The sequence below is a fragment of the Paraburkholderia sp. RL17-347-BIC-D genome (genome assembly GCF_046027915.1).
GTDB lineage: Bacteria > Pseudomonadota > Gammaproteobacteria > Burkholderiales > Burkholderiaceae > Paraburkholderia.
On record NZ_JARESS010000055.1, the window covers coordinates 1 to 21,969 of the forward strand.

19 protein-coding genes and 1 tRNA gene are annotated in these 21,969 nt (G+C 62.4%); 13 read left to right on the top strand and 7 right to left on the bottom strand.

Going from position 1 to position 21,969, the window contains the following annotated elements:
- Window positions 1-165: 165 nt before the first annotated feature.
- Together P0D96_RS39875 and P0D96_RS39880 are read right to left on the bottom strand one after the other, a co-directional pair.
- Window positions 166-630 carry a hypothetical protein gene (locus P0D96_RS39875; RefSeq protein WP_408182225.1) on the bottom strand — a complete coding sequence of 155 codons (465 nt, stop codon included), beginning with the start codon at window positions 628-630 and terminating at the stop codon, window positions 166-168.
- A 423-nt stretch (window positions 631-1,053) separates the two neighbouring features.
- Window positions 1,054-1,902 carry a FadR/GntR family transcriptional regulator gene (locus P0D96_RS39880; protein ID WP_132381392.1) on the bottom strand — a complete coding sequence of 283 codons (849 nt, stop codon included), beginning with the start codon at window positions 1,900-1,902 and terminating at the stop codon, window positions 1,054-1,056.
- Between the two features lie 275 nt (window positions 1,903-2,177).
- On the opposite strand from P0D96_RS39880, the gene P0D96_RS39885 reads away from it, so the two are divergent.
- The 9 genes from P0D96_RS39885 to dhaK all read left to right on the top strand — a co-directional run bounded on the left by P0D96_RS39885 (window position 2,178) and on the right by dhaK (window position 11,787).
- Entirely contained in the window at window positions 2,178-3,386 is a 1,209-nt protein-coding gene (locus P0D96_RS39885; protein WP_408319286.1) for an ABC transporter substrate-binding protein, read from the top strand.
- A gap of 86 nt (window positions 3,387-3,472) precedes the next feature.
- Window positions 3,473-4,333 carry a branched-chain amino acid ABC transporter permease gene (locus P0D96_RS39890; RefSeq protein ID WP_106314729.1) on the top strand — a complete coding sequence of 287 codons (861 nt, stop codon included), beginning with the start codon at window positions 3,473-3,475 and terminating at the stop codon, window positions 4,331-4,333.
- Window positions 4,330-5,373 (top strand): branched-chain amino acid ABC transporter permease, encoded by a 1,044-nt coding sequence (locus P0D96_RS39895; RefSeq protein WP_408319287.1) that lies wholly within the window; start codon window positions 4,330-4,332, stop codon window positions 5,371-5,373. The genes P0D96_RS39890 and P0D96_RS39895 overlap by 4 nt, the downstream gene beginning before the upstream one ends.
- Window positions 5,370-6,137, top strand: a complete 768-nt coding sequence (locus tag P0D96_RS39900) for an ABC transporter ATP-binding protein (RefSeq protein WP_132381396.1) — start codon at window positions 5,370-5,372, stop codon at window positions 6,135-6,137. Before P0D96_RS39895 ends, P0D96_RS39900 begins: the two co-directional genes overlap by 4 nt.
- A complete protein-coding gene (locus tag P0D96_RS39905) occupies window positions 6,134-6,835 on the top strand; it encodes an ABC transporter ATP-binding protein (RefSeq protein ID WP_408182231.1) in 702 nt (233 codons plus the stop codon). The genes P0D96_RS39900 and P0D96_RS39905 overlap by 4 nt, the downstream gene beginning before the upstream one ends.
- Window positions 6,836-6,868: 33 nt before the next feature.
- Window positions 6,869-8,149 (top strand): Zn-dependent hydrolase, encoded by a 1,281-nt coding sequence (locus tag P0D96_RS39910; protein WP_408182232.1) that lies wholly within the window; start codon window positions 6,869-6,871, stop codon window positions 8,147-8,149.
- Window positions 8,146-9,636, top strand: a complete 1,491-nt coding sequence (locus tag P0D96_RS39915; RefSeq protein ID WP_408319290.1) for a M81 family metallopeptidase — start codon at window positions 8,146-8,148, stop codon at window positions 9,634-9,636. The genes P0D96_RS39910 and P0D96_RS39915 overlap by 4 nt, the downstream gene beginning before the upstream one ends.
- Before the next feature lie 78 nt (window positions 9,637-9,714).
- A tRNA-Val gene (locus P0D96_RS39920) sits at window positions 9,715-9,791 on the top strand.
- A 292-nt stretch (window positions 9,792-10,083) separates the two neighbouring features.
- Window positions 10,084-11,787, top strand: a complete 1,704-nt coding sequence (dhaK, locus tag P0D96_RS39925) for a dihydroxyacetone kinase subunit DhaK (protein WP_408319291.1) — start codon at window positions 10,084-10,086, stop codon at window positions 11,785-11,787.
- Window positions 11,788-11,966: 179 nt separating this feature from the next.
- On the opposite strand, the gene P0D96_RS39930 is transcribed toward dhaK, so the two are convergent.
- The 5 genes from P0D96_RS39930 to P0D96_RS39950 form a co-directional block, all read right to left on the bottom strand.
- Window positions 11,967-12,101 carry a hypothetical protein gene (locus tag P0D96_RS39930; protein ID WP_258194915.1) on the bottom strand — a complete coding sequence of 45 codons (135 nt, stop codon included), beginning with the start codon at window positions 12,099-12,101 and terminating at the stop codon, window positions 11,967-11,969.
- A gap of 3 nt (window positions 12,102-12,104) precedes the next feature.
- Entirely contained in the window at window positions 12,105-13,160 is a 1,056-nt protein-coding gene (locus P0D96_RS39935) for a permease (protein ID WP_408319293.1), read from the bottom strand.
- Window positions 13,161-13,184: 24 nt separating this feature from the next.
- On the bottom strand, window positions 13,185-14,252 hold the full coding sequence (gene mnmH, locus P0D96_RS39940) for a tRNA 2-selenouridine(34) synthase MnmH (protein WP_408319295.1): 1,068 nt from the start codon (window positions 14,250-14,252) through the stop codon (window positions 13,185-13,187).
- 129 nt (window positions 14,253-14,381) lie between these two features.
- Window positions 14,382-15,446, bottom strand: a complete 1,065-nt coding sequence (selD, locus tag P0D96_RS39945; RefSeq protein ID WP_408291938.1) for a selenide, water dikinase SelD — start codon at window positions 15,444-15,446, stop codon at window positions 14,382-14,384.
- Between the two features lie 197 nt (window positions 15,447-15,643).
- The gene (locus P0D96_RS39950; RefSeq protein ID WP_408291940.1) at window positions 15,644-16,099 is read right to left on the bottom strand and encodes a beta-xylosidase; all 456 of its coding nucleotides are present in this window, start codon (window positions 16,097-16,099) and stop codon (window positions 15,644-15,646) included.
- Window positions 16,100-16,198: 99 nt separating this feature from the next.
- On the opposite strand from P0D96_RS39950, the gene fdnG reads away from it, so the two are divergent.
- From fdnG to fdhE, 4 genes are all read left to right on the top strand, one after another.
- Complete coding sequence (gene fdnG / locus P0D96_RS39955; RefSeq protein WP_408291942.1) at window positions 16,199-19,267, top strand: formate dehydrogenase-N subunit alpha; 3,069 nt, start codon at window positions 16,199-16,201, stop codon at window positions 19,265-19,267.
- Between the two features lie 9 nt (window positions 19,268-19,276).
- A complete protein-coding gene (gene fdxH / locus P0D96_RS39960; protein WP_408259338.1) occupies window positions 19,277-20,209 on the top strand; it encodes a formate dehydrogenase subunit beta in 933 nt (310 codons plus the stop codon).
- Window positions 20,196-20,852: a formate dehydrogenase subunit gamma gene (locus P0D96_RS39965; protein WP_132381418.1), complete on the top strand. Its 657-nt coding sequence runs from the start codon at window positions 20,196-20,198 to the stop codon at window positions 20,850-20,852. The genes fdxH and P0D96_RS39965 overlap by 14 nt, the downstream gene beginning before the upstream one ends.
- 110 nt (window positions 20,853-20,962) lie before the next feature.
- Window positions 20,963-21,958 carry a formate dehydrogenase accessory protein FdhE gene (gene fdhE, locus P0D96_RS39970; RefSeq protein ID WP_408319297.1) on the top strand — a complete coding sequence of 332 codons (996 nt, stop codon included), beginning with the start codon at window positions 20,963-20,965 and terminating at the stop codon, window positions 21,956-21,958.
- Window positions 21,959-21,969 lie beyond the last annotated feature (11 nt).

Sequence of the window (21,969 nt, forward strand, 5' to 3'; positions counted from 1 at the left end):
AAACCGCCCTCAATCCCCCATCCGCAGCGCGTTTCGCGTAGCCCGTCAATACATCTACGCCTTCGCGGCTCACCGCGTCGCGCCCAGCCAGTACACTGTGCGCCTCACCAGTCGCATAAACCTCGTCGACGAGGCTTCCCTCGTCGTTTCACATCACGTGATCAATTAAGCCCGCTTACGCGCCGGCGTCTGATACGACATGCCCGCGGTAAACCGATCGAGTCGTTCGCTCGCATCGGTAATCGCCCAAAGGGGCGCGCTGTGCAACTGCCGGTCGTAATTCGTCGCGATTGTCGCAAAAAGCGCGAATCCGGCGTCATCCAGTTTCCAATTGCCGGTTTCACGGCCGATATCGAACACCGCCGATACTGCGCGTTCCGCCGCACCCAGTTGCTCACCGGTCGCCGAGCCGAAACCCGATTCCGCCAGAAAGCCCGTCAACAGCATGATCTGCGTGAGCGTTTGCGCGTCGGTCATGCTGCCCGCGCCGCGGCGCAAGGCGTCGAGTGCCAGATGGACCCGCAGTGCGAGGTCGTCGGCGGTCTGCCGGGCGATCGGCAACAGCATGGCCTTGGCATGCCGGGCACGCGCAGCGCCAGTGTGGCGGGAAAACGGAATAGGTTGTGCCATGAAGGTCCAATGTTTATGCCTGTGCAGATGCAATAACGGCGCGGCTCGCAAAAGATTGAGCCCTCCGTCGTGCATGCCACAGGCGGACCGACTGGAACGCCGACTAGCTGCTGCTTTCGCCACGATTCCCTCTCGCGGGGCCCGGCGCCTGCATCCTCCTAACCTGAGCGCGATGCCTTTCGATCTTCCTTTATGCGAAAGGCATTTCACCCACCCGGATCCCGCGCTACGTGGCGCCGATATCGCGAGCGCGCCAAGCCTTCTGCCCTATGCCGGCCGCATCAAACCATTTGCATCTCTTCGTCAGAGCAGACGGTCTCCGCTCTCCAAGCAAGACGCCCAACCGGCGTCCATAGCGGAATTGCCCTCGGCTTGAAACCCGCAACTCGCAACCCACCCGCAACCCGCATCGAAACCCCCGCTTCACTCCTCATCACCCTCATCCGCAGACGGCGCCACACTTCGCGCCCGCACGCGCCGCCGAATCTCCGAATCCAGGATGAGACGTCCACGCAGCTTCCCCTTCATCCGCTTCACATAGCGTGGCGCCTCGGTCATATGAATCACCATCAACTCACGCACCTTCTCCACATCACGCTCACGCGCTGCCTTCGTAATCGCTTTGTGAATCTTGACGTTGGCCTGACCGAACCGTTCATGCTCAGCTTGCGGCGTGTCGTTACGAAACTCGATGAGCTGACGGATCATTTCATTGATCAACTCGCAACTAAAACGCAGGAACGGATTCGGATTCGCCGCCGCGAGGATGTCGTGGAAATTCACGTCCTCCTGACGTTGCCGCACGATGTCCTGCCCGCCGTGTGACGAAGCCGGTCGGTCGCAACACGCAATGCTCGCGTCGAGCGCCTCGAAGTCCTGCTCCGTCAGATGCGGCACGGCCCCTGCCGCGAGCTCGGGCTCCAGCAGTTTGCGCACGGTATAGATGTCGTCGATCGATACGTCCTTGAAGAACAGATAGTTTTGCAGAAGTTGCAACGTGCGATCGAGCGGCACTTCCACCACCATGCCGCCGCCGCTCGGGCCGGTGGTCACTTTGATGAGACCTTGCACCTCGAGCGATTTCAACGCCTCGCGGATCGTGCTTTTGCTCACCGAAAAGAGCTGCTGCAATTCCACCTCGCGCGGCAGCCGGTCGCCTGGCTTCAGGTCTTTCTCGGTGATGAGCCGCTTGATTTCTTCCGCGACCAGATCGCCGCGTTTTTGCTGTTTGATCTCAATCGCGGCGCCAGCCTTGGCGCGGTCCATGGCCATATTCGATGCTCCCAGTTTGTCCTGCACGATCGTCGACCGATTCGCCGGCGCAGTCGCAGCCCGGCAGGCTGCCTCGATGCCGCCAGGAATTTTGCCTTATTGACACCCGAATTTATTGTACCTACGATCAAGTCCAACCTATTTATCATGATAAATAGAACAAAGCCGATGCGGTGGAAAACTTCACTGCGGCCAGCAAGCTCAAGTAGTCGTTCGCGCAATGCGTGCAGTTTCGTAGTCGGTCAGTGCGTGTCTCTTTCCTAAGGAGCGTCATTTTGAATCGCCGAAATATGTTGAAGCTGGCCGCGTTGTCGGCCGTTCCGGGGACGTTGGGTTCGCTGGTCGCGCGAAGCGCGTTTGCGCAGGCCGGCACCTTGCAGTTCGCCTGTCCGGTGCCGATGTCGGGTCCATTCGCGGCGAACGGCAAATACGCCGACCTCGGCATGAAGCTCGCTATCGAGCAATACGGCAAGGTGCTGGGTCAACCGCTCGCATATACGGTGCTCGACACGGAAGGCAAGCCCGCAACCGCTGTACGCCGTGTGCAGGAAATCGCGCAACAGAAGAATGCGCGCTTCTTTGCCGGCGGTATTCTGTCCTCCGAAGCATTGGCAATGGGCAAGGAAGTCCAGAAAGCAGGCGGCATTTTCATCACGACGGCAGGCGCGGACGAAATCACCGGCAAGGACTGCAACGACGCCACGTTCCGCTGGTCCGTGCCGACCTACGGCGCGATCGAGCAGACCGTGCGTCCACTGATCCAGATGATGCCCAAAGCGAAACGCTGGTACACCATCACGCCGCAATACGTGTTCGGCGACGGTTTGCTCTCGGCAGCCAAGGCGATCTTCAAAGAGAAGGGCATCGAGCATGTGGGCAACAGCTACCACTCGCTCAATGAGAAGGAGTTCAGCGGCTACCTGACGAACGCAGTCGCTGCGAAGCCTGACGTGCTGCTGATTCTGAACTTCGGCTCGCAATCGTCCGATACGTTGCGCCAGGCTGTGAGCTTCGGCATGAAGAACAATTGCACGATTTTGATGGCCTGGGCGTCCGGACTCGAGCAATTCGAATCGCTCGGCGCGGACCTGTGCGAAGGTGTCTATTTCGGCGCACAGTATTGGCACGATATCGATTCGCCGCTCAACCGCGATCTCGTCAAACGTTCGAATGCCACATTCAAGGCAAACCCCAACTACAGCCTCGCAGGCTCGTATATTTGCACGAAGATCCTGCTCGACGGCATCGTAAAAGCAGGCAACGTCGATCCGAAGAAAGTGATCGCCGCCCTCGAAGGCATGAAATACGACGGTTTGACGGGCCCGGAAGAAGTCCGCAAAGGCGACCATCAGGTGCTGAAGAACTATTATCTGTTGAAGGGCAAGGCGAAGAACAAGATGAAAAACGCCGACGACTACGCGGATATCGTGAGCTCAGGTCAATCGTTCCTGCCGCTCGACAAAACCGGCTGCAAGATGGCCTGACGCCTCCGTGCCGCATGCGAGCGCGGCGCGCATATCGCACCACCGTACCGCGGTTTTCCCTTCGCACCACCCTTTAGACGGACGCCATGAACGTTTATCTCCTGCAGATCGTCAACGGTATCGGAGTGGGGATGCTGTATTTCCTGCTCGCGGTCGGTTTGTCGATCGTGTTCGGCCTGTTGCGCTTCGTGAATTTCGCGCACGGTGCGTTCTATCTGCTCGGCGCGTACTTCTGCTATCAGGCGATGCAGTGGTCGATGAGCTTCTGGACCGCGCTCGTGGTCGTGCCGATCGTGGTGGGCGCGCTTGCGTGGGTCGTCGAGAAACTGATTCTGCGGCACGTCTATGCGCAGCAGCATGAGTTTCATATCCTCGTCACAGTCGGTCTCGCACTCGTCGTACAGGAATGTGCGATCCTGATCTGGGGACCGCTCGGCGATAACGTGGCCGTGCCCGACGTGCTGAACGGCGTGGTGATCTGGGGCAGCTTCGTCTATCCGAAGTACCGTCTCTTCGTGATCGGCTTCACGGCGGTATTGGCCGCGCTTTTGTGGTGGGTGCTGGAAGGCACGCGGCTCGGCAGCGCGGTGCGCGCGGGCAGCGAATCGACTGAGATGGTCTCGCTGCTCGGCATCAACGTGCTGCGCGTTTTCAGCCTCGTGTTCGCGCTCGGCGCTGCGACTGCCGCGTTGGCGGGCGTGCTCGCCGCGCCGATTCGCGGCGTCGATCCGTTCATGGGTATCGAAGCGCTCAGCGTCGCGTTCGTCGTGGTGGTGGTCGGCGGCATGGGTAATTTTCTTGGCGCGCTGGTCGGCGGATTGCTGGTGGGGATCGTGCAAAGCGTGATGAGCACGTTGTGGCCGGAAGGCGCGCGATTGATGATCTATGTCGCGATGGCCGCTGTCCTGTTGCTGCGACCGAACGGTTTGCTCGGGAGGGCGGCATGATCGATACGTCGAAACCTATCGTGCAGAGCGCTTCTTCCGCAAGGGCTCAATCGGGCCTGAAGCATTCATTGCATCGCTATCGCTTCCTGCTGCTGGCATTGCTGGTCGTGTGCGTGTTGCCGCTGACGCTGCGCTCCGGATCGCTGGCTACTGAAGTGCTCGTGTTCGCACTCGCCGCTCTCGGCTGCAATTTGCTGCTTGGGCACACAGGCTTGCTTTCGTTTGGACAGGGCATTTTCTTCGGGCTCGGCAGCTATTGCGCGGGACTGGTCCTCACCAAAACGGGCTTGCCGGTGTCGGTGGCGTTGCTTGCATCGGTAGTGACCGGCGCGGCGGCCGCGGCGTTGGTCGGCTGGTTTTCGATTCGCCAGCGCGGCACCTACTTCGTCATGCTGACGCTTGCGTTCGGCCAACTGTTCTACTTCCTCGCCTACACCACGCCCGATCTGACCGGCGGCGACAACGGCTTGCTCGACATCCCGCGCCCGGCGCTCGGACCATTCGGCAAAACGATCGTGCCGTTGACCTCGCCGTGGCAGTACTACGGTTTCGTGGCCGTGTTGTTCCTCGTGGTGTTCTGGCTGTTGATGCGCGTATCGCACTCTGTCTTCGGCCGTACGTTGCTCGCGATTCGCGACAATGAAGCGCGCGCCGCTGCGGTCGGTTATGACGTCAAACGCTTCAAGCTGATGGCGTTCGTGATCTCCGGCGCGGTCACGGGTCTGGCGGGCGCGCTGCACGCGCTGATGACCGGCATCGCGCCGCTTTCCAACATCGACTATCACACGAGCGAGATGATTCTCGTGATGACCGTGATCGGCGGCACAGGCAATCTGTTCGCCTCCGTACTGGGTGCCGCGTTCTACGTGCTGTTCGCCGACTGGCTTTCCACATTGTGGCCGCGCTGGCTGTTGCTGCTCGGCATCGTGCTGATTGCCGTCAGCCTGTTCATGCAGCGCGGTCTGTGGGGATTGGGCGAACGCATCTGGCAATCGCTACGCCGCAAATCATCCGCCGACGCAGACAAGGAGCCCGTATGAGCGAAGCCATTCTGCGAGCGAGTGGCGTTGTGAAGCGCTACGGCAAATTCACGGCGCTCTCCGATGTCACTTTAAACATCATGCCGCGCACGGTGCATTCCGTGATCGGTCCGAACGGCGCGGGCAAAACCACGCTCTTTCACGTGTTGACCGGCACGCTGCCGATCACCGAAGGCAAGATCGTTTTCGACGGCCACGACGTCACGCACGAGCCGGACCATAAACGCGTACGGCGCGGCGTCGCGCGTTCGTTTCAGGTGACGAGCCTGTTCGCCAATCTGAGCGTGCGAGAAAATCTGCGGCTCGCCGCGCAAGGTGTCGACGCGGTGCGTGCGTTGAATGCGTGGACGCCGCCGCACGGCGCGCTTACGCATGCGGACATCGTCGACAGCGTGCTTGAGCGGCTCGCGTTGCAGAGGTTCAGCGAGGTGTCGGCGGGCGCGCTGTCGCACGGTCAGCAGCGACGGCTTGAAGTCGGCATGGCGCTCGCCGCGCGCCCCAAGGCGATCTTTCTCGACGAGCCGACCTCGGGCATGGGCATCGACGACCTCGACGACATGAAGCAGTTGATTCGCGGCCTGCGCGACGACTACACGGTCGTACTGATCGAACACAACATGGGCATCGTGATGGACATCTCCGACACGATCACCGTCATGCAGCAAGGGCGCGTGCTGGTGGAAGGCCGTCCCGACGACATTCGCGGCGACGAGCGCGTACGCAGCGCCTATCTCGGCAACATGATCACCGGAGGCCGCGCATGATTCTCGACGTGCAGCAGATTCACGGCTTCTACGGCAAGAGCCACATCCTGCAGGGCGTGTCCTTGCAGATCAACGATGGTGAAACGGTCACGCTACTGGGCCGCAACGGCGCAGGCAAATCGACCACGCTGAAAGCGATCGCCGGTGTCGTCGCGCCGCAGCGCGGCACGGTCACGTTCAACGATGCCAAGATCAGCGGCCTGCCGCCGCACAAGATCGCGTCGCGAGGCGTCTGCTTTGTGCCCGAGCATCGCGGTATCTTTCGTCTGCTCACGGTCGAAGAAAACTTGCGGCTCGGCGCTCGCAAAGATTCGCCGTGGCAACTCGACGACATCTACCGAATTTTTCCGCGCTTAAAGGAACGGCGTACGAATGGGGGCGCGCAGCTCTCCGGCGGCGAACAGCAGATGCTCGCCATTGGCCGCGCGCTGATGAATCACCCGCGTTTGCTGATGCTCGACGAACCCGTCGAAGGCCTCGCGCCGGTGATCGTCGAAGAAATCGTCGTGCAACTCAAGCTGATTCGCGAGGCGGGCGTGGCGATTCTGCTGGTCGAGCAGAACCTCGAAGTCTGCACGCAACTCGCGGATCGGCACTACATCATCGAACAAGGCGTGATCGTCTATGCAGGCGACAACGCGTCGTTTGCCGCGGACGACTCGATCAAGGACCGTTATCTCGGCGTCGGCGTGGTCTGACGCGCACTCAGTCTTCAACACGAGGAAGCATCGATGCAAGTTCATGAATCAACAACCGTCGCGACGTTCGCCGATCTGCGAGTCGACGGCGCGCGGCTCTGGGACAGTCTCATGCAACTCGCGCGGATCGGCGCCACCGCGAAAGGCGGTGTGTGCCGGCTCGCACTCACGGAGTTGGACCGTCAGGCGCGCGACCTCTTTATCGCGTGGGCGAAGGAGATCGGCTGCAGCGTGCGGATCGACGCCATCGGCAATATCTTCGCGCGCCGCGCGGGTTTGCGTGACGATTTGCCGCCCGTGATGACCGGTAGCCACATCGACACGCAGCCTACAGGCGGCAAGTTCGACGGCAATTACGGCGTGCTCGCGGGACTCGAAGTGCTGCGCACGCTCACCGACGCCAACGTGCAGACGCTCGCGCCTCTGGAAGTCGCCGTGTGGACCAACGAGGAGGGCTCGCGTTTCGTGCCGGTGATGATGGGCTCCGGCGTGTTCGCCGGCGCATTCACCCTGGAGCATGCGCTCGAACAACACGATCGAGAAGGCATCACGGTGCGTGACGCACTGTCCCGGATCGGATATGCCGGCGAAGTCACAAAACCACATGCGGTAGGCGCCTATTTCGAAGCGCACATCGAACAAGGCCCCGTCCTGGAAGCACACGATAAAACAATCGGCGTGGTGCAAGGCGCGCTCGGCCAACGCTGGTACGACGTGACGGTACACGGCATGGAAGCGCACGCCGGCCCGACGCCGATGGAACTGCGCCGCGACGCGCTGCTGGTCGCCGCCGATCTGATTCACGCCGTCAATCGCATCGCGCTCGATCACGCGCCTCACGGCCGCGGCACGGTTGGCTGGCTCGACGTGCATCCGAATTCACGCAATGTGATTCCAGGCCGCGTGACGCTCACCGTCGATCTGCGCGCCGCCGACGATGCCTCGCTCACAGCAATGGACAGCGCGTTGCGCGCCGCATGCTCGGTGGCAGGCGGGAAAAGCGGCATCACGGTGGACGTCGAACAGGTGGTGTATTTCCCGCCGCAACCGTTCGCCGCGGACCTGGTCGGTGCCGTGAAGCAGGGCGCGGACACGCTCGGCTTTTCATCGATGGATGTGATCAGCGGCGCCGGCCACGACGCTGTCTATCTTGCTAGAGTCGCGCCCGCGGCGATGATCTTCGTGCCGTGCAAAGACGGCATCAGCCACAACGAAATCGAAGACGCACGCGCGGATCATCTCGAAGCCGGTTGCAACGTGCTGTTGCAGGCCATGCTGAGCGCCGCGCAGAAAGCGGGGAGCGCAGACGCATGAAGATCCTCATCGCGCGAATGAATCACGAGACCAATACGTTTTCGCCGGTGGCCACGCCGTTGGCGGCATTCGGCCGTAACGGTCCGACCTATGGCAAAGACGCGTTCAACGACAACAAAGGCATGCAGACGGCGATGGCCGCGTTCATCGACGCAGCCGAGCGTGAGCATGCCGACATCGTAACGCCGGTGTCGGCGTCGGCGAATCCGAGCGGGCCGGTCGAGGCCGCCGCTTACGATGCAATCTGCGAAGCGATCGTGTCGGCCGCGACAGGTTGTGACGCCGTCATGCTCGATCTGCACGGCGCGATGGTCGCCGAGAATTCCAACGATGGTGAAGGCGACTTGCTCGAACGCGTGCGCGCGTTGCTGCCGGATGCGCCGATCGCCGTCGCACTCGATCTGCATGGCAACGTCACGCAAAAGATGATCGACAATGCGGACGTGATCGTCAGCTTCAAGACCTATCCGCACGTGGATATGTACGAGACCGGCGTACATGCGGCGCGTCTGATGTTCGATCTGATCCACGGCAAGGCGAAGCCCGTGATCGCATGGCGCCAGCCGCCGTTGCTCACGCATACGCTGCGCAGCGCGACTGCCGAAGGCGCGATGAAGCGCGCTGTGGATGCCGCTCGCGCCGCCGAGGCCGACGGCATGCTCGCGGTGTCGGTGCTGTCGGGCTTCTCGCTGGCTGATATCGAGGCGCCGTGCATCAGCGTCGTGGTGGTGGGCAATGGCGATCGTACTCACGCCGAAGAGGTAGCGGAGCGCATCGCGCGGCAGATCTGGAACGAGCGCGAAGATTTCGTGTATCGCAGCGCGCCGCTCGCTGAATCCGTCGCACAAGCCACCGTGCTCGCGGTGGACGCCGACAAGCCCGTGCTGCTGCTCGATCACGGCGACAACTGCATGTCGGGCGGCACATGCGACACGATGGATCTGCTCGAAGAAGCCTTGAAGCAGAAGCTCGATGACATCGTGAGCGGGCCGTTGTGCGATCCGCAAGCGGTCGCGGCGTTGATGTCGGCCGGCGTCGGCAGCACGGTGACGGTGACCATCGGCAACAAGGTCGCGAGCGATGCGCTCAAGCCACGTCCGCCGCTTGCCGTGACCGGCGTGGTGCGCGCGCTGACCGACGGCGAGTACGTGATCAGCGGCCCGACGTACACCGGACAGCGCGCCTTCATGGGACGCGCCGCGGTCCTCGACACAGGCACCGTCAAGCTCGTGATGACCGAGCGCACGCACGAACCGTGGGACCTCGGTGTGTTCGAGAGCGTCGGCATCGATCCGCGTCGCGCGCGTTTCCTGTTGCTCAAATCGCGCATGTACTGCCGGCCGGTGTTCGTGCCGATCGCCGCAGCGCTGGTGGAGTGCGACAGCCGCGGCGTGACGAGTTCGGACTATGGCCTGTTCGCTTTCAAGCGCGTGAAGCGGCCGGTTTTTCCGCTCGATACGCAGACCGAGTGGGCATCCACGAACTGAGTGCAACGCGCTAGTCGACAGAAGTGCCGTTAGGGGCTTGTGCTGAGCGTGCGGGTTCTCTATAATTCGCGCCTCTAAAGGCTCGTAGCTCAGTTGGTTAGAGCACCACCTTGACATGGTGGGGGTCGTTGGTTCGAATCCAATCGAGCCTACCAACGCATCCGTGACGTAGACGAAAGCGGCTTCGCTTTCGTCTACTGTCAGGTTCTCGCATCACCTCGGCGCACAGTTCGTTGTGCCGCTGTCCTGTCAGTTTCTCCCCTCTCCATAGCCTTGAACTCGACGCAGCGTCACTCGTGCGCCGCGAATGCCTTGTGCGTTCAACGTTGCCGTATCACGTCGTCTTTCGCCAATGCGCGCTACAGTTAAGCCTTCCGGTTTCGCCACTGAATAAACTGCCGTCAGCGCGCGACGAAAGCGCGGGCAGCTTAAATGGAAGCTGACGCAATGAAGAAGCTCATCAACGAGGTCTCCGCGGTCGTCCCGGACATGCTCGACGGACTCGCGGCGCTCAACCCCAATCTCTGCCTGTTGCAAGGCAGCACGATCGTCGTGCGCGCGGACGCCGAGGCCGCAGCGGCGCGCGGCGAAGTCGCGCTGATCTCGGGCGGCGGCTCGGGCCACGAGCCCGCCCACGGCGGTTATGTGGGCTCCGGCATGCTGAGCGCGGCGGTCGCGGGTGAAGTCTTCACGTCGCCGTCCACCGACGCCGTACTCGACGCGATCCGTGCGGTGGCCGGTAAGGCAGGCGCCTTGCTGATCGTGAAGAACTACACGGGCGACCGCTTCAACTTCGGCCTCGCGGCCGAGATCGCGCGCGCCGAAGGCATCGCCACGGAAATGGTGATCGTCGCCGACGACGTCGCGCTGACGGCAAGCGGTGATCACGCGGGCCGTCGCGGGCTCGCGGGGACCGTACTGGTTCACAAGATTGCAGGCGCGGCTGCCACGGCGGGCCGCCCACTGGCGGAAGTCGCGCAGATCGCGCGCGACGTGGCGGCTTCGCTCGGCACGATGGGCGTCGCGCTCACCGCGTGCACGGTGCCGGCTGCGGGCAAGCCGGGCTTCGAGCTGGCGGACGGCGAGATCGAATGGGGTCTCGGCATTCACGGCGAACCGGGTGTGGAGCGCGGTGCGATGGAGCCTGCCGCCGCGATCGTCGACAAGCTGCTGGCGAAGATCGTCGGCGATCTGTCGTTGCAGGCCGGTGAGCGGGTGGCGTTGCTGGTGAACAATTTAGGCGGCACGCCGTCGAGCGAATTGAGCATTGTGGCCGGTTCCGCGCTGCGTTATCTGGCGGGCCGCGGCATCAAGGTGGAACGCGGCTGGGCCGGCACGTTCCTGAGCGCGCTGGAAATGGCGGGCATCTCGCTGACGCTGCTGCGCGTGGACGACCAACGGCTCCGCTGGCTCGACGCCGCCGCGCATACGAGTGCGTGGCCCGCGCTGAGCGGCCGCATCGCGCAGGTTTCCGTGCGGCCCGCGCCTGCCGAACCGGAGCGCGCAAGCGGTGCGACGCTGTCGCGTGAAGCTACGTTGCGCCGCGTGATCGAAGCCGTTTGCGCGTGCCTGCTGAAAGCGGAGCCGACGTTGACGGACATGGATCAGCGCGTCGGCGACGGCGATCTCGGCATCAGTCTTTCGCGTGGCGCACGCGCGATACTTCAGGAACTCGATGGCTATCCGGCTGAGACAATACCAGGCGCCGTATTGCGCGCCATGTCGGCGACGCTGCGGCGCGTGGTCGGCGGCACGTCGGGCCCGCTTTACGCGGTGATGCTGGTGCGCACGGCGGTCGCGCTCGAACGGTCAGGCGGATCGACGCCGAAGGAATGGGCGGCGGCGTTCAGCGCGGGTGTCGACGGTTTGATGGAACTGGGCGGTGCGCGTCCGGGCGATCGCACGATGGTCGATGCATTGAAGCCGGCCGCCGACGCGTTGCAATCCGCTCTCGCGCGCCAGGAGGCATTGGATGCCGCGCTGAAAGCGGCCGTCGACGCGGCAACCGAAGGTGCCTCGCAAACGGCGTCGATGCATCCACGGCGCGGGCGCTCGAGTTATGTCGGCGATCGCGCGCTAGGTCACGTGGATCCGGGTGCGCATGCGGTGGCGTTGTGGCTCGCTGCGATTTGCGAGGCGTTGAAGAAGTAAGCGAACTCGCGCAAACGCTCGATTGCGCGAAACAAAAAACGGCTAACAGCAGAGCAGAGCTCTCATGCTGTTAGCCGTGCGATCCGAGCGCCGACGCTCATGTCTCTACAAATAAGACGCGCCGTCGAAATACGCTTCGCGTAAGCGATCCACGCTCACGCTTTCGCATCAGCGCGCGATCATGGACGAAGCAGATCAAACCCAGCCAGCGCAACAACCCCGCTCACCACGATCAGCGCCACCGAATGCTGTCCGAAGTAAAGCAGGCCGGCAGCCGACCAGCACGTCAAAGCAAATGCGGCAATACGTTTCATGCTTTAAAACCCCAACGCGACAGCCAGCAACCCGCTGATCACACCACACACCACGACGGCCAACGCCACGACCGTCAGCACACGCCGCGGAAACGAGCGTCCGAGCATGGCCATCGACGGGACGCTGATCAGCGGCAGCGTCATCAGCAACGCGCCAGCCGGGCCGGCCGCCATGCCGAACGAGAGCATGGCCTGGATGATCGGCACTTCGCCCGCGGTCGGAATCACGAACAGCGTGCCGGCGACGGACAGCGCGACGATCCACAGCAGGCTGTTGTCGATATCCGGTCCGACATGCGGAAACAGCCACGTGCGCGCCGCGCCGAGAATCAGCACGAGCACGATGTATTCGGGAATGAGCCGCAGCGTCATCGTGCCGAGGATTTTCACCCAGCGTGCGAAGGCAGTGCCGGGCACATCGCTGGTGACCAGTTGCGCCATCGCTTCGCGCGACGCTTCGGCTTCCTTCGGCGTAACCATCCGGTTCACCAGATAGCCGAGGCCGAACACCATCACGATGCCCAAGACGAGGCGCAGGCCCATCCACTGCCAGCCGAGCACGAAGCCCATGAAGATCAGCGTGGCGGGATTCAACGCGGTATTGCCGAGCCAGAACGCGATCGCCGCGCCCGGCGCCGCCTGACGCGCCCGCAAGCCCGCCACGACCGGCGCCGCGCAGCACGTGCACATCATGCCCGGCAACGACAGCAGGCCACCCTTCACGACGCTGCTGAAATCGGTGCGGCCGAGCGCGCGCGCGACCCATTGCGGCGGAATCAGCGCTTGCACCGCCGAACCGAGCAGCAGCCCGAGCACCATCGCTTGCCAGATCGCTTTGCCGTAGGCGAGGGCGTAGTCGATGGCAGCCTGCCACGACGCCGCCGGCGCGCTCGCCGACGTGCCCATCAGGATGGATTTGCCGATGGAGTGCTGGCTCGCGGCCACGAACGCGCGGTTGTAGTACGGGAACCACTTCACATAGAAGAGGCCGACCACAGCGATCAGCAGAAAGACGATCCAGCCAAGAGCGACTCGTGGTTGTCGAAGAGTTGATTGCATGGTGGTCTTGAACGTTGGTTTTAATCAGTTGACAGCGAGCGCGCTGCTGTCGAGCTGTACGAGCAGTGCTTTTGCCTGGTCGACGACATCGGCGTCGTTGGGGCGGAAATTCCATTGCAATGCGCGCGGCAACTGGACGAAATGCTGATGGCTGCTGCGCGCATACGCCGGATCGTAGTGACGCCCGATCAACTCGTGCGCGAGCTCGGCACGGCGGTTGTCGTCGACGAGCTTTTGCCAGCCCGTGACACGTTCCCGGCTATGCAAACCGATCATCCGTTGCAGTTGCCCCTTCAGCGAATCGGGATCGTCGAACAGATGGGCGTAGTCGTGCAGCAGGAATGCCGCGCGATCTTCGCGGCTCGAGATCACCTCGACGCAGCGGCCCTGATGAAACGTGTCGAGCAGCGCGAGCGGCAGTGCGACGGAGCCGATGCGCCGGCTCTCCGCTTCCACGAACACCGGCCGTGCCGGATCGAACGTGCGCAACGCGCTCACGAGCAGCGTATCGAAACGCTTCTGCGACGGCTGCGCCACGCCGGCCCAGGCGCCAAGCAGCGAGCCGCGATGCGTGGCCAACGCCTCGAGATCCAGCGTCTGCGCGCCCGCCGCGTGCAGGGCCGCGAGCAGGCGCGTCTTGCCGCTGCCGGTCGGGCCCACCAGCGCGATGTACGAGAACGTCTTCGGCAAGGTGACGAGCGTGTCGAGCGTGGCCCGCCGATAGGTTTTGTAGCCGCCATCGAGTTGGCGCGCCTGCCAGCCGATCATATTGAACAGCGTGGTCACCGAACCCGAGCGTTTGCCGCCGCGCCAGCAATAGATCAGCGGCCGCCAGTTGCGCGGCCGGTCGGCGAAAGTCGTTTCCAGATGGTGCGCGATATTGCGCGCGACCAGCGCCGCACCGATCCGGGTGGCTTCGAACGGCGATACCTGCTTGTACGTCGTGCCGACCAGCACGCGCTCTTCATTGCTCAACACGGGCGCGTTAAGCGCGCCCGGAATATGGTCTTCCGCAAATTCGAGAGGCGTGCGCACATCGATGATTTCATCGAAATCACCTGCTTTTTCGAGGCTGACGAGTAGGTTTTTCAAGGAGTTAGGGACAAAACGGGCCGGCGGGAAGGGTGAAATTATCGCACGCGCCGTGAATAGCGGCCGGCGGGGCACTTAGCGCTGTTTCCCGGCCGCGCGCCCCGCATCGTTCCTTCTTCCGCTCGCGGCTCAGATGATCTCGACGCGCCCTTCTCCACTGACCATTTCGCCGATCACACACGCCTCGCCGAACCCGTCGGCGCGGAACAGGGCGAGAACCTCGTCGACGGCTTGCGGCGCGCACGAGACCAGCAAGCCGCCCGAGGTTTGCGGATCGGTGAGCAGCGTGCGCGCCGTCGCAGGAAATGAGGAGGGCAGAACGATGTTTTTGCCGTATGCGTCCCAGTTGCGTCCCGACGCGCCGGTGAAAATGCCGGCTTCCGCGAGGCTCACCACGTCTGGCAGCCACGGCAGATCTGCATAGCGCACGCGCGCGGTCAGGTTCGAGCCGCGCGCCAGTTCCAGCGTATGGCCGAGCAGGCCGAAGCCGGTGATATCCGTGAGCGCGTGCACGCCGTCGAGCCTGGACAGGTCCGCGCCCGGCCGGTTGAGCTTGGTCGTCGCGCCGATCATGGCGGCGTAGCCGGCGGCGTCGAGCCGGTCTTTCTTCAGGGCTGCCGAGAGAATGCCCACGCCCAGCGGCTTGCCGAGGATCAGCACATCGCCCGCTTGCCCGCCCGCGTTGCGTTTGACGCGCTTCGGATCGACCACGCCAATGGCGACGAGGCCGTAGATCGGCTCGACCGAATCGATCGAATGGCCGCCGGCGAGCGGGATGCCGGCCTCGGCGCACACGGATTCGCCGCCCTTCAGCACGGCTGCGATCACGTCGTGCGGCAGCACGTTGATCGGCATGCCGACGATTGCCAGCGCCATCAGCGGCTTGCCGCCCATCGCGTAGACGTCGGACAGCGCATTGGTCGCGGCGATGCGGCCGAAGTCGAACGGGTCGTCGACGATCGGCATGAAGAAGTCGGTGGTGGCGACGATAGCCTGTTCGTCGTTGAGTTTGTAGACGGCGGCGTCGTCGGCTGTGTCGTTACCGACCAGCAGATCGGGAAAGAACGGCAGCGGCGCGCTGCGCTTGAGCAGATCGGCGAGCAGGCCGGGCGCGATCTTGCAGCCGCAACCGCCGCCGTGCGACAGACTGGTCAGACGGGGCGAAGCGCTTGCGTGGCTGGGGGTGTTGGTCATTGTGGCGGGCATTTCAGGCTACGAATGACCGCCATTATGATGGTTGTTCGTGCAATGCGCAGGGACCGGCGGTCGCCGAAGCGATCCGGACAGAACGCGAAACACGCCGTGCATTCCTCCGCGCCTGCCCGCAACGCGCCGCACGGTCGCAATGCGCTTGACGCAAAAGTGCGACAAAAGCGCGGCAAACTCACTCGCTATTTGTTGCTGCCGGCCCCGGTGCCATAGAGGCCGTTATCGAAGCCGCCCGCGCCTTGGGATTTGTGGCTCTTCCCGTCAGTCTTGCCGCGCGAGTTCGCCGAACCGCCATCTTTTGTCTGAGGCTTGTGCGATTCATGGACTGCGGACGCGGATGAATCGGGCGCCGATCCCATCGAAGAAGTGCGGTTCTCCTGCTGCGACGAACCGCTGCCTTGTGTGATCTGAGCAATGCCGGGCGGACTCAGCGCGAGTATCGCGGCACCCAGCGCAAGCGAGACAACGCCGACCGACGCACACGATTTCACGGCGCCGTAAAGATTGCCTGCGAGAGAAGTTTTGAGAAGGGGATAGGTCATAAGTGCCCAAAGATCTGGAGTAAGTGTCGGTGGGTGACTCACTGATTCAGCAATAACAATGCCTCGACTTTGTTGAAATCGGCTGTGGCATTTCATATTTAGTTGCACTGTAGAAGGCCTAAGTTCTCGCTGCAGGATTTCATACCGGTCTCTATAATCGTTATCAGTGTCCCCATAAAGAGCCGAGGCCATTCAATGACCCATATGTCCCGGCGACAATTTCTGAAGGTCTCCGCCACCACGCTAGCCGGATCGAGTCTCGCCCTCATGGGCTTCTCACCGACGCCCGCGTTAGCGGAAGTCCGTCAGTACAAGTTGTCGCGCACAACCGAAACCCGCAATACCTGCCCGTACTGTTCGGTAGGCTGCGGCATCCTGATGTACGGACTCGGCGACAACGCCAAGAACGCAAAGTCCAGCATCATCCACATCGAAGGCGATCCCGATCACCCGGTCAATCGCGGCACGCTGTGCCCGAAGGGCGCGAGCCTGATCGACTTCATTCACAGCCCGAGCCGTCTGAAGTATCCGGAGTACCGTGCGGCCGGCTCGAATGAATGGAAGCGCATGTCGTGGGAAGACGCACTCGATCGCATTGCGAAATTGATGAAGGAAGATCGCGACGCCAACTTCGTCGAGACAACGGCAGACGGCAAGAAGGTCAACCGCTGGCTGACCACCGGCGTGCTCGCAGCATCGGCCGGTAGCAATGAAGTCGGTTATTTGACGCACAAGACTGTCCGCAGTCTTGGCATGCTCGCATTCGACAATCAAGCACGTGTCTGACACGGCCCGACGGTGGCAGGTCTTGCCCCGACGTTTGGCCGTGGAGCGATGACGAACCATTGGGTCGACATCAAGAACGCGGATGTGATTCTGGTGATGGGCGGCAATGCGGCCGAGGCGCACCCGTGCGGTTTCAAATGGGTCACTGAGGCCAAAGCGCATCGCAAGGCGAGGTTGATCGTGGTCGATCCGCGCTTTACGCGCACGGCATCGGTTGCGGACTATTACGCGCAGATTCGGACCGGCTCGGACATCGTGTTCCTGGGCGGGGTGATCAACTATCTGCTCACCAACGACAAGATCCAGCACGAGTATGTAAAGAACTACACGGACATGCCGTTCATCGTTCGTGAGGATTTCTCATTTACCGACGGTCTCTATTCCGGCTACGACGCCGACAAGCGCAAGTACGACCAGAGTTCGTGGGACTACGAACGCGGCGACGACGGCTTTGCCAAAGTCGATCCGACGTTGCAGCACCCGCGCTGCGTCTATCAACTGATGAAGCAGCACTACTCGCGCTACACGCCCGAGCAGGTCGAGAGCACCTGCGGCACGCCTAAGGAAAAATTCCTCAAGGTGTGCGAGATGCTCGCATCGACGGCTGTCCCGGGGCGCGCCGGCACGATCCTGTACGCGCTCGGCTGGACGCATCATTCGATCGGCGCGCAGATCATCCGCACCGGCGCGATGGTGCAATTGCTGCTGGGCAATATCGGCATTGCGGGCGGCGGCATGAATGCGCTGCGCGGTCACTCGAACATTCAGGGTTTGACCGACCTCGGCCTGATGTCGAACCTGTTGCCGGGTTACATGACGCTGCCGCTGGAAGCCGAGCAGGACTTCGACGCCTACATCGCGAAGCGCGCGAGCCAGCCGCTGCGGCCGAATCAGTTGAGCTACTGGCGCAACTATCGCGCTTTCCATGTCAGTTTCATGAAGTCATGGTGGGGCGATAGCGCGACCGCCGAGAACAACTTCGGTTTCGATTACCTGCCGAAGCTCGATAAGTCATACGACATGCTGCAGGTCTTCGAGCTGATGAATCAAGGCAAGATGACGGGCTACATCGCGCAGGGCTTCAACCCGCTCGCCGCGGCGCCGAACAAGGCGAAGATCGGCGCGAGTCTGGCCAAGCTGAAGTGGCTCGTCATCATGGATCCGCTCGCCACCGAAACCTCCGAGTTCTGGAAGAATTTCGGCGAGTTCAACGACGTCGATCCCACTTCGATCGCGACCGAAGTGTTCCGTTTGCCGACCACCTGTTTCGCGGAAGAGCGCGGTTCGCTGGTCAGCTCCAGCCGCGTGCTGCAATGGCACTGGCAGGGCGCGGACGGCCCCGGAGAAGCGAAGAGCGATCTCGAGATCATGTCGGGCTTGTGGCTGCGCATCCGCGAGGCCTACAGGAAGAACGGCGGCAAGTATCCCGATCCGATTCTCAAGATGAGTTGGCCGTATGCCGACCCGGAAAGCCCGACGCCTGAAGAGATCGCCATGGAGTTCAGCGGCAAGGCGCTTGCCGACGTCACCGACCCGACCGACAAAACCAAGGTGCTTGCCAAAAAGGGCGAGCAACTGGCGAGCTTCGCACAGTTGCGCGACGACGGCAGTACCGCGAGCGGTTGCTGGATCTTCTGCGGCGCATGGACCCAGGCGGGCAACCAGATGGGCCGCCGCGACAACTCCGACCCGACCGGCATCGGCAATACGCTGAACTGGGCGTGGGCCTGGCCGGCGAACCGGCGGATTCTGTACAACCGTGCTTCGTGCGACGTCAGCGGCAAGCCGTTCGATCCGACGCGCAAGCTGATCGCCTGGAACGGCAAGGCGTGGACGGGCGCGGACATTCCCGACTTCAAGGCGGACGAACCGCCCGAAAACGGCATGAATCCGTTCATCATGAACGCGGAAGGCGTGGCGCGCTTCTTCTCGCGCGATGGTCTGGTGGAAGGGCCATTCCCGGAGCACTACGAACCGTTTGAAACGCCGCTCGGCTACAACCCGCTGCATCCGAACAACAAGGCGGTCGTCAGCAGTCCGGCGGCACGCGTGTTCCCCGATGACCGGGCCGCGTTCGGCACGCACGAGAAATTCCCGCATACGGCGACCACCTATCGTCTGACGGAGCATTTCCACTACTGGACCAAGCACGCGCGCCTGAATGCGATCGTGCAGCCGCAGCAGTTCGTGGAGATCGGCGAGGATCTGGCGAAGGAGGTGGGCGTGGTGGCCGGAGATCGCGTCAAGGTGTCGTCCAATCGCGGGCACATCATTGCCGTGGCGCTCGTCACCAAACGGATCAAACCGCTGATGATCGAAGGAAAGAAAGTCCAGACAGTCGGATTGCCGCTGCATTGGGGCTTCAAGGGACTCGCGAAGCCAGGCTATCTCGTCAATACGCTGACGCCCTCCGTGGGCGATGGGAATTCGCAAACACCGGAATTCAAATCGTTCCTCGTCAAGGTCGAAAAGGCATAGGGAGAAGAGATGGCACTGCAATCACTGGACATCAAACGCCTCTCGGCCACGACCTTGCCTGAACCGCAAGTGCGTGAGCCGGTCACGGGCACGGTCGCCAAGCTCATCGACGTGTCGAAGTGCATTGGCTGCAAGGCGTGTCAGACCGCCTGCATGGAATGGAACGATCTGCGCGATGAAATCGGCACGACAACCGGCATCTACGACAACCCGCGCGACCTGAGCGAGCATTCGTGGACCGTCATGCGGTTCTCGGAATACGAGAACACCGAAGGCGATCTCGAGTGGCTGATCCGCAAGGACGGCTGCATGCACTGCGAGGATCCCGGTTGTCTGAAGGCTTGTCCGTCGCCGGGCGCGATCGTGCAGTACACCAATGGCATCGTGGATTTTCACGAGGAAAACTGCATCGGCTGCGGCTATTGCATCACCGGTTGCCCGTTCAACGTGCCGCGCATTTCGAAGAAGGACAACCGGGCATACAAGTGCACGCTGTGTTCGGATCGCGTGGCGGTCGGCCAGGAACCGGCCTGCGTGAAGACGTGCCCGACCGGCGCGATCATGTTCGGCACCAAGGAGGACATGAAGCAGCAGGCCGCGGACCGGGTTGAAGATCTGAAGGAACGCGGTTTCCAGAACGCCGGTTTGTACGATCCTGCCGGCGTGGGCGGCACGCACGTCATGTACGTGCTGCATCACGCGGACAAGGCCAACCTGTATCACGGTTTGCCGCAGAATCCGAAGATCAGCGCGATGGTTGCCGTGTGGAAGGGGCTGGCCAAGCCGCTGGCGCTGGCGGGCATTGCGTTCGCGGCCATAGCCGGGTTCTTCCACTACACGCGCGTCGGTCCGAATGAGGTGTCGGAGGCGGATGAAGCCGAAGCCCAGCACGAAGCCGACGAGGCACGTCGTTCGCGGGAGGCATCCAATGAAGCACCCTGAGCATACCGATCTGAAGGACGTGAAGGGCAACAGTCTGATCGTGCGCTACACGCCGAACGAGCGTACGAATCACTGGATCACCGCGATCACGTTCGTTCTGCTGGCGCTGTCCGGCCTCGCCATGTTTCATCCGGCCATGTCGTGGCTCTACGCGATCTTCGGCGGCGGGCAATGGACGCGGATTTTGCATCCGTTCGTCGGCTGCGTGATGTTCCTGTCGTTTCTGATTCTTGCGTTGCGCTTCTGGCATCACAACTATCTCGACAAGGCCGACCTTCAGTGGATGAGGCAGATCGACGACGTGCTCAACAATCGCGAGGAAAAGCTCCCCGCGATCGGTAAGTACAACGCCGGTCAAAAGCTGTTATTTTTCACCATGGTGATCTGTCTGCTGCTGTTGCTGGCGAGTGGCATCGTGATCTGGCGCCGCTATTTCTCGTTCTATTTTCCGATCGAGATCATCCGGCTCGCGGCGCTCGTGCATGCCGCGGCGGCGTTCGTGCTGATCGTCGGGATCGTCGTGCATATTTATGCGGCGCTGTGGATCAAGGGGTCGATCGGCGCCATGACGCGCGGCACGGTGACCTACGGCTGGGCGCGGAAACATCATCCGAACTGGTTCAAGGAAATCATCGGTAAATAGCGGGCCACGCATAGGCAACCCAGGCAGCGCGGATTCCGGCGCGCTGCACCCGAGCCGCCGTCCTTGTTCGATGAACGGCGGCGGCTCCTTAGTTTTCAGAGGTCGATACTGTGGTTCAACGTATTCTCGAAGCCGGCGATATCGAATCGCTCGATCATTCGGCGATTCCGCGCATTCGCACGCCGGAACGGCTCGCGGTGTTTTCCGCCCGCGCCGCGCGGCTGCGCCAGCTTGCGGCGCTCAACAATCCGATCGCCGGCTATTTGCGCCTGATGGCCGTGCTCGCCGATGCGCAGCAAGCCGTGATGACGAGCTTCAAGGCGCAGCCGCCCAGCCTCGAGTTGATCGCGAGTGCGCAGCAGCATTCCATGCCGCTGATTCCGGCGCTTTCCGGCGTGCGCGATCCGGCCTGGCGCGACGTGCTGCGCCAGTTGCTCGACAAGGTGGCAACCGCGGGCCCGCTCACGCCGCCGCTCGAAGCGCTGATTGCCAGGCTGCGCACGCTCGACACCGCTACGCTCGAATTCCAGGCCGACGCAATCTTTGCGCAGCGCTTCGAAGAGGTCGATCCGGCGAGCGCGCCGTTCATCGTGGCCGCGCTGCAAGTGGTGTGGACCGACCTCGCTGCCGATATCGACAAGCGCGAGGTGCCGTACATCGAGACACTCGGCCTGTGTCCCGTGTGCGGATCGCATCCGGTGGCGAGCATCGTGCGCGTGGGCGGCGCGTATGACAATTACCGCTACCTGCAATGCGGCCTGTGCTCGACCGAGTGGCACATGGTTCGCACGAAGTGCTCGAACTGCGATTCGACCAAGGGCATCGCTTATCACACGGTCGGCTCGCCCGATGCCGACGAGGCCACGCGCGAAGCGGAATCGAAGAACGCCGCGCTGAAAGCGGAATCGTGCGACGAATGCCATACTTATCGAAAGATCGGCATTCAGTCGAAGGACTACGATTTCGAACCGTTCGCGGACGATCTCGCCAGTCTTACGCTGGATTTGCTGATGGGGGCGGAAGGTTACCGGCGGGCGTCGCCGCATCCGTGGCTGTGGCCCGAACAGGGTGTCGGTGCGGATGACTCTTCCGGCGAGTCCGACTAGCAGCGAGTGGA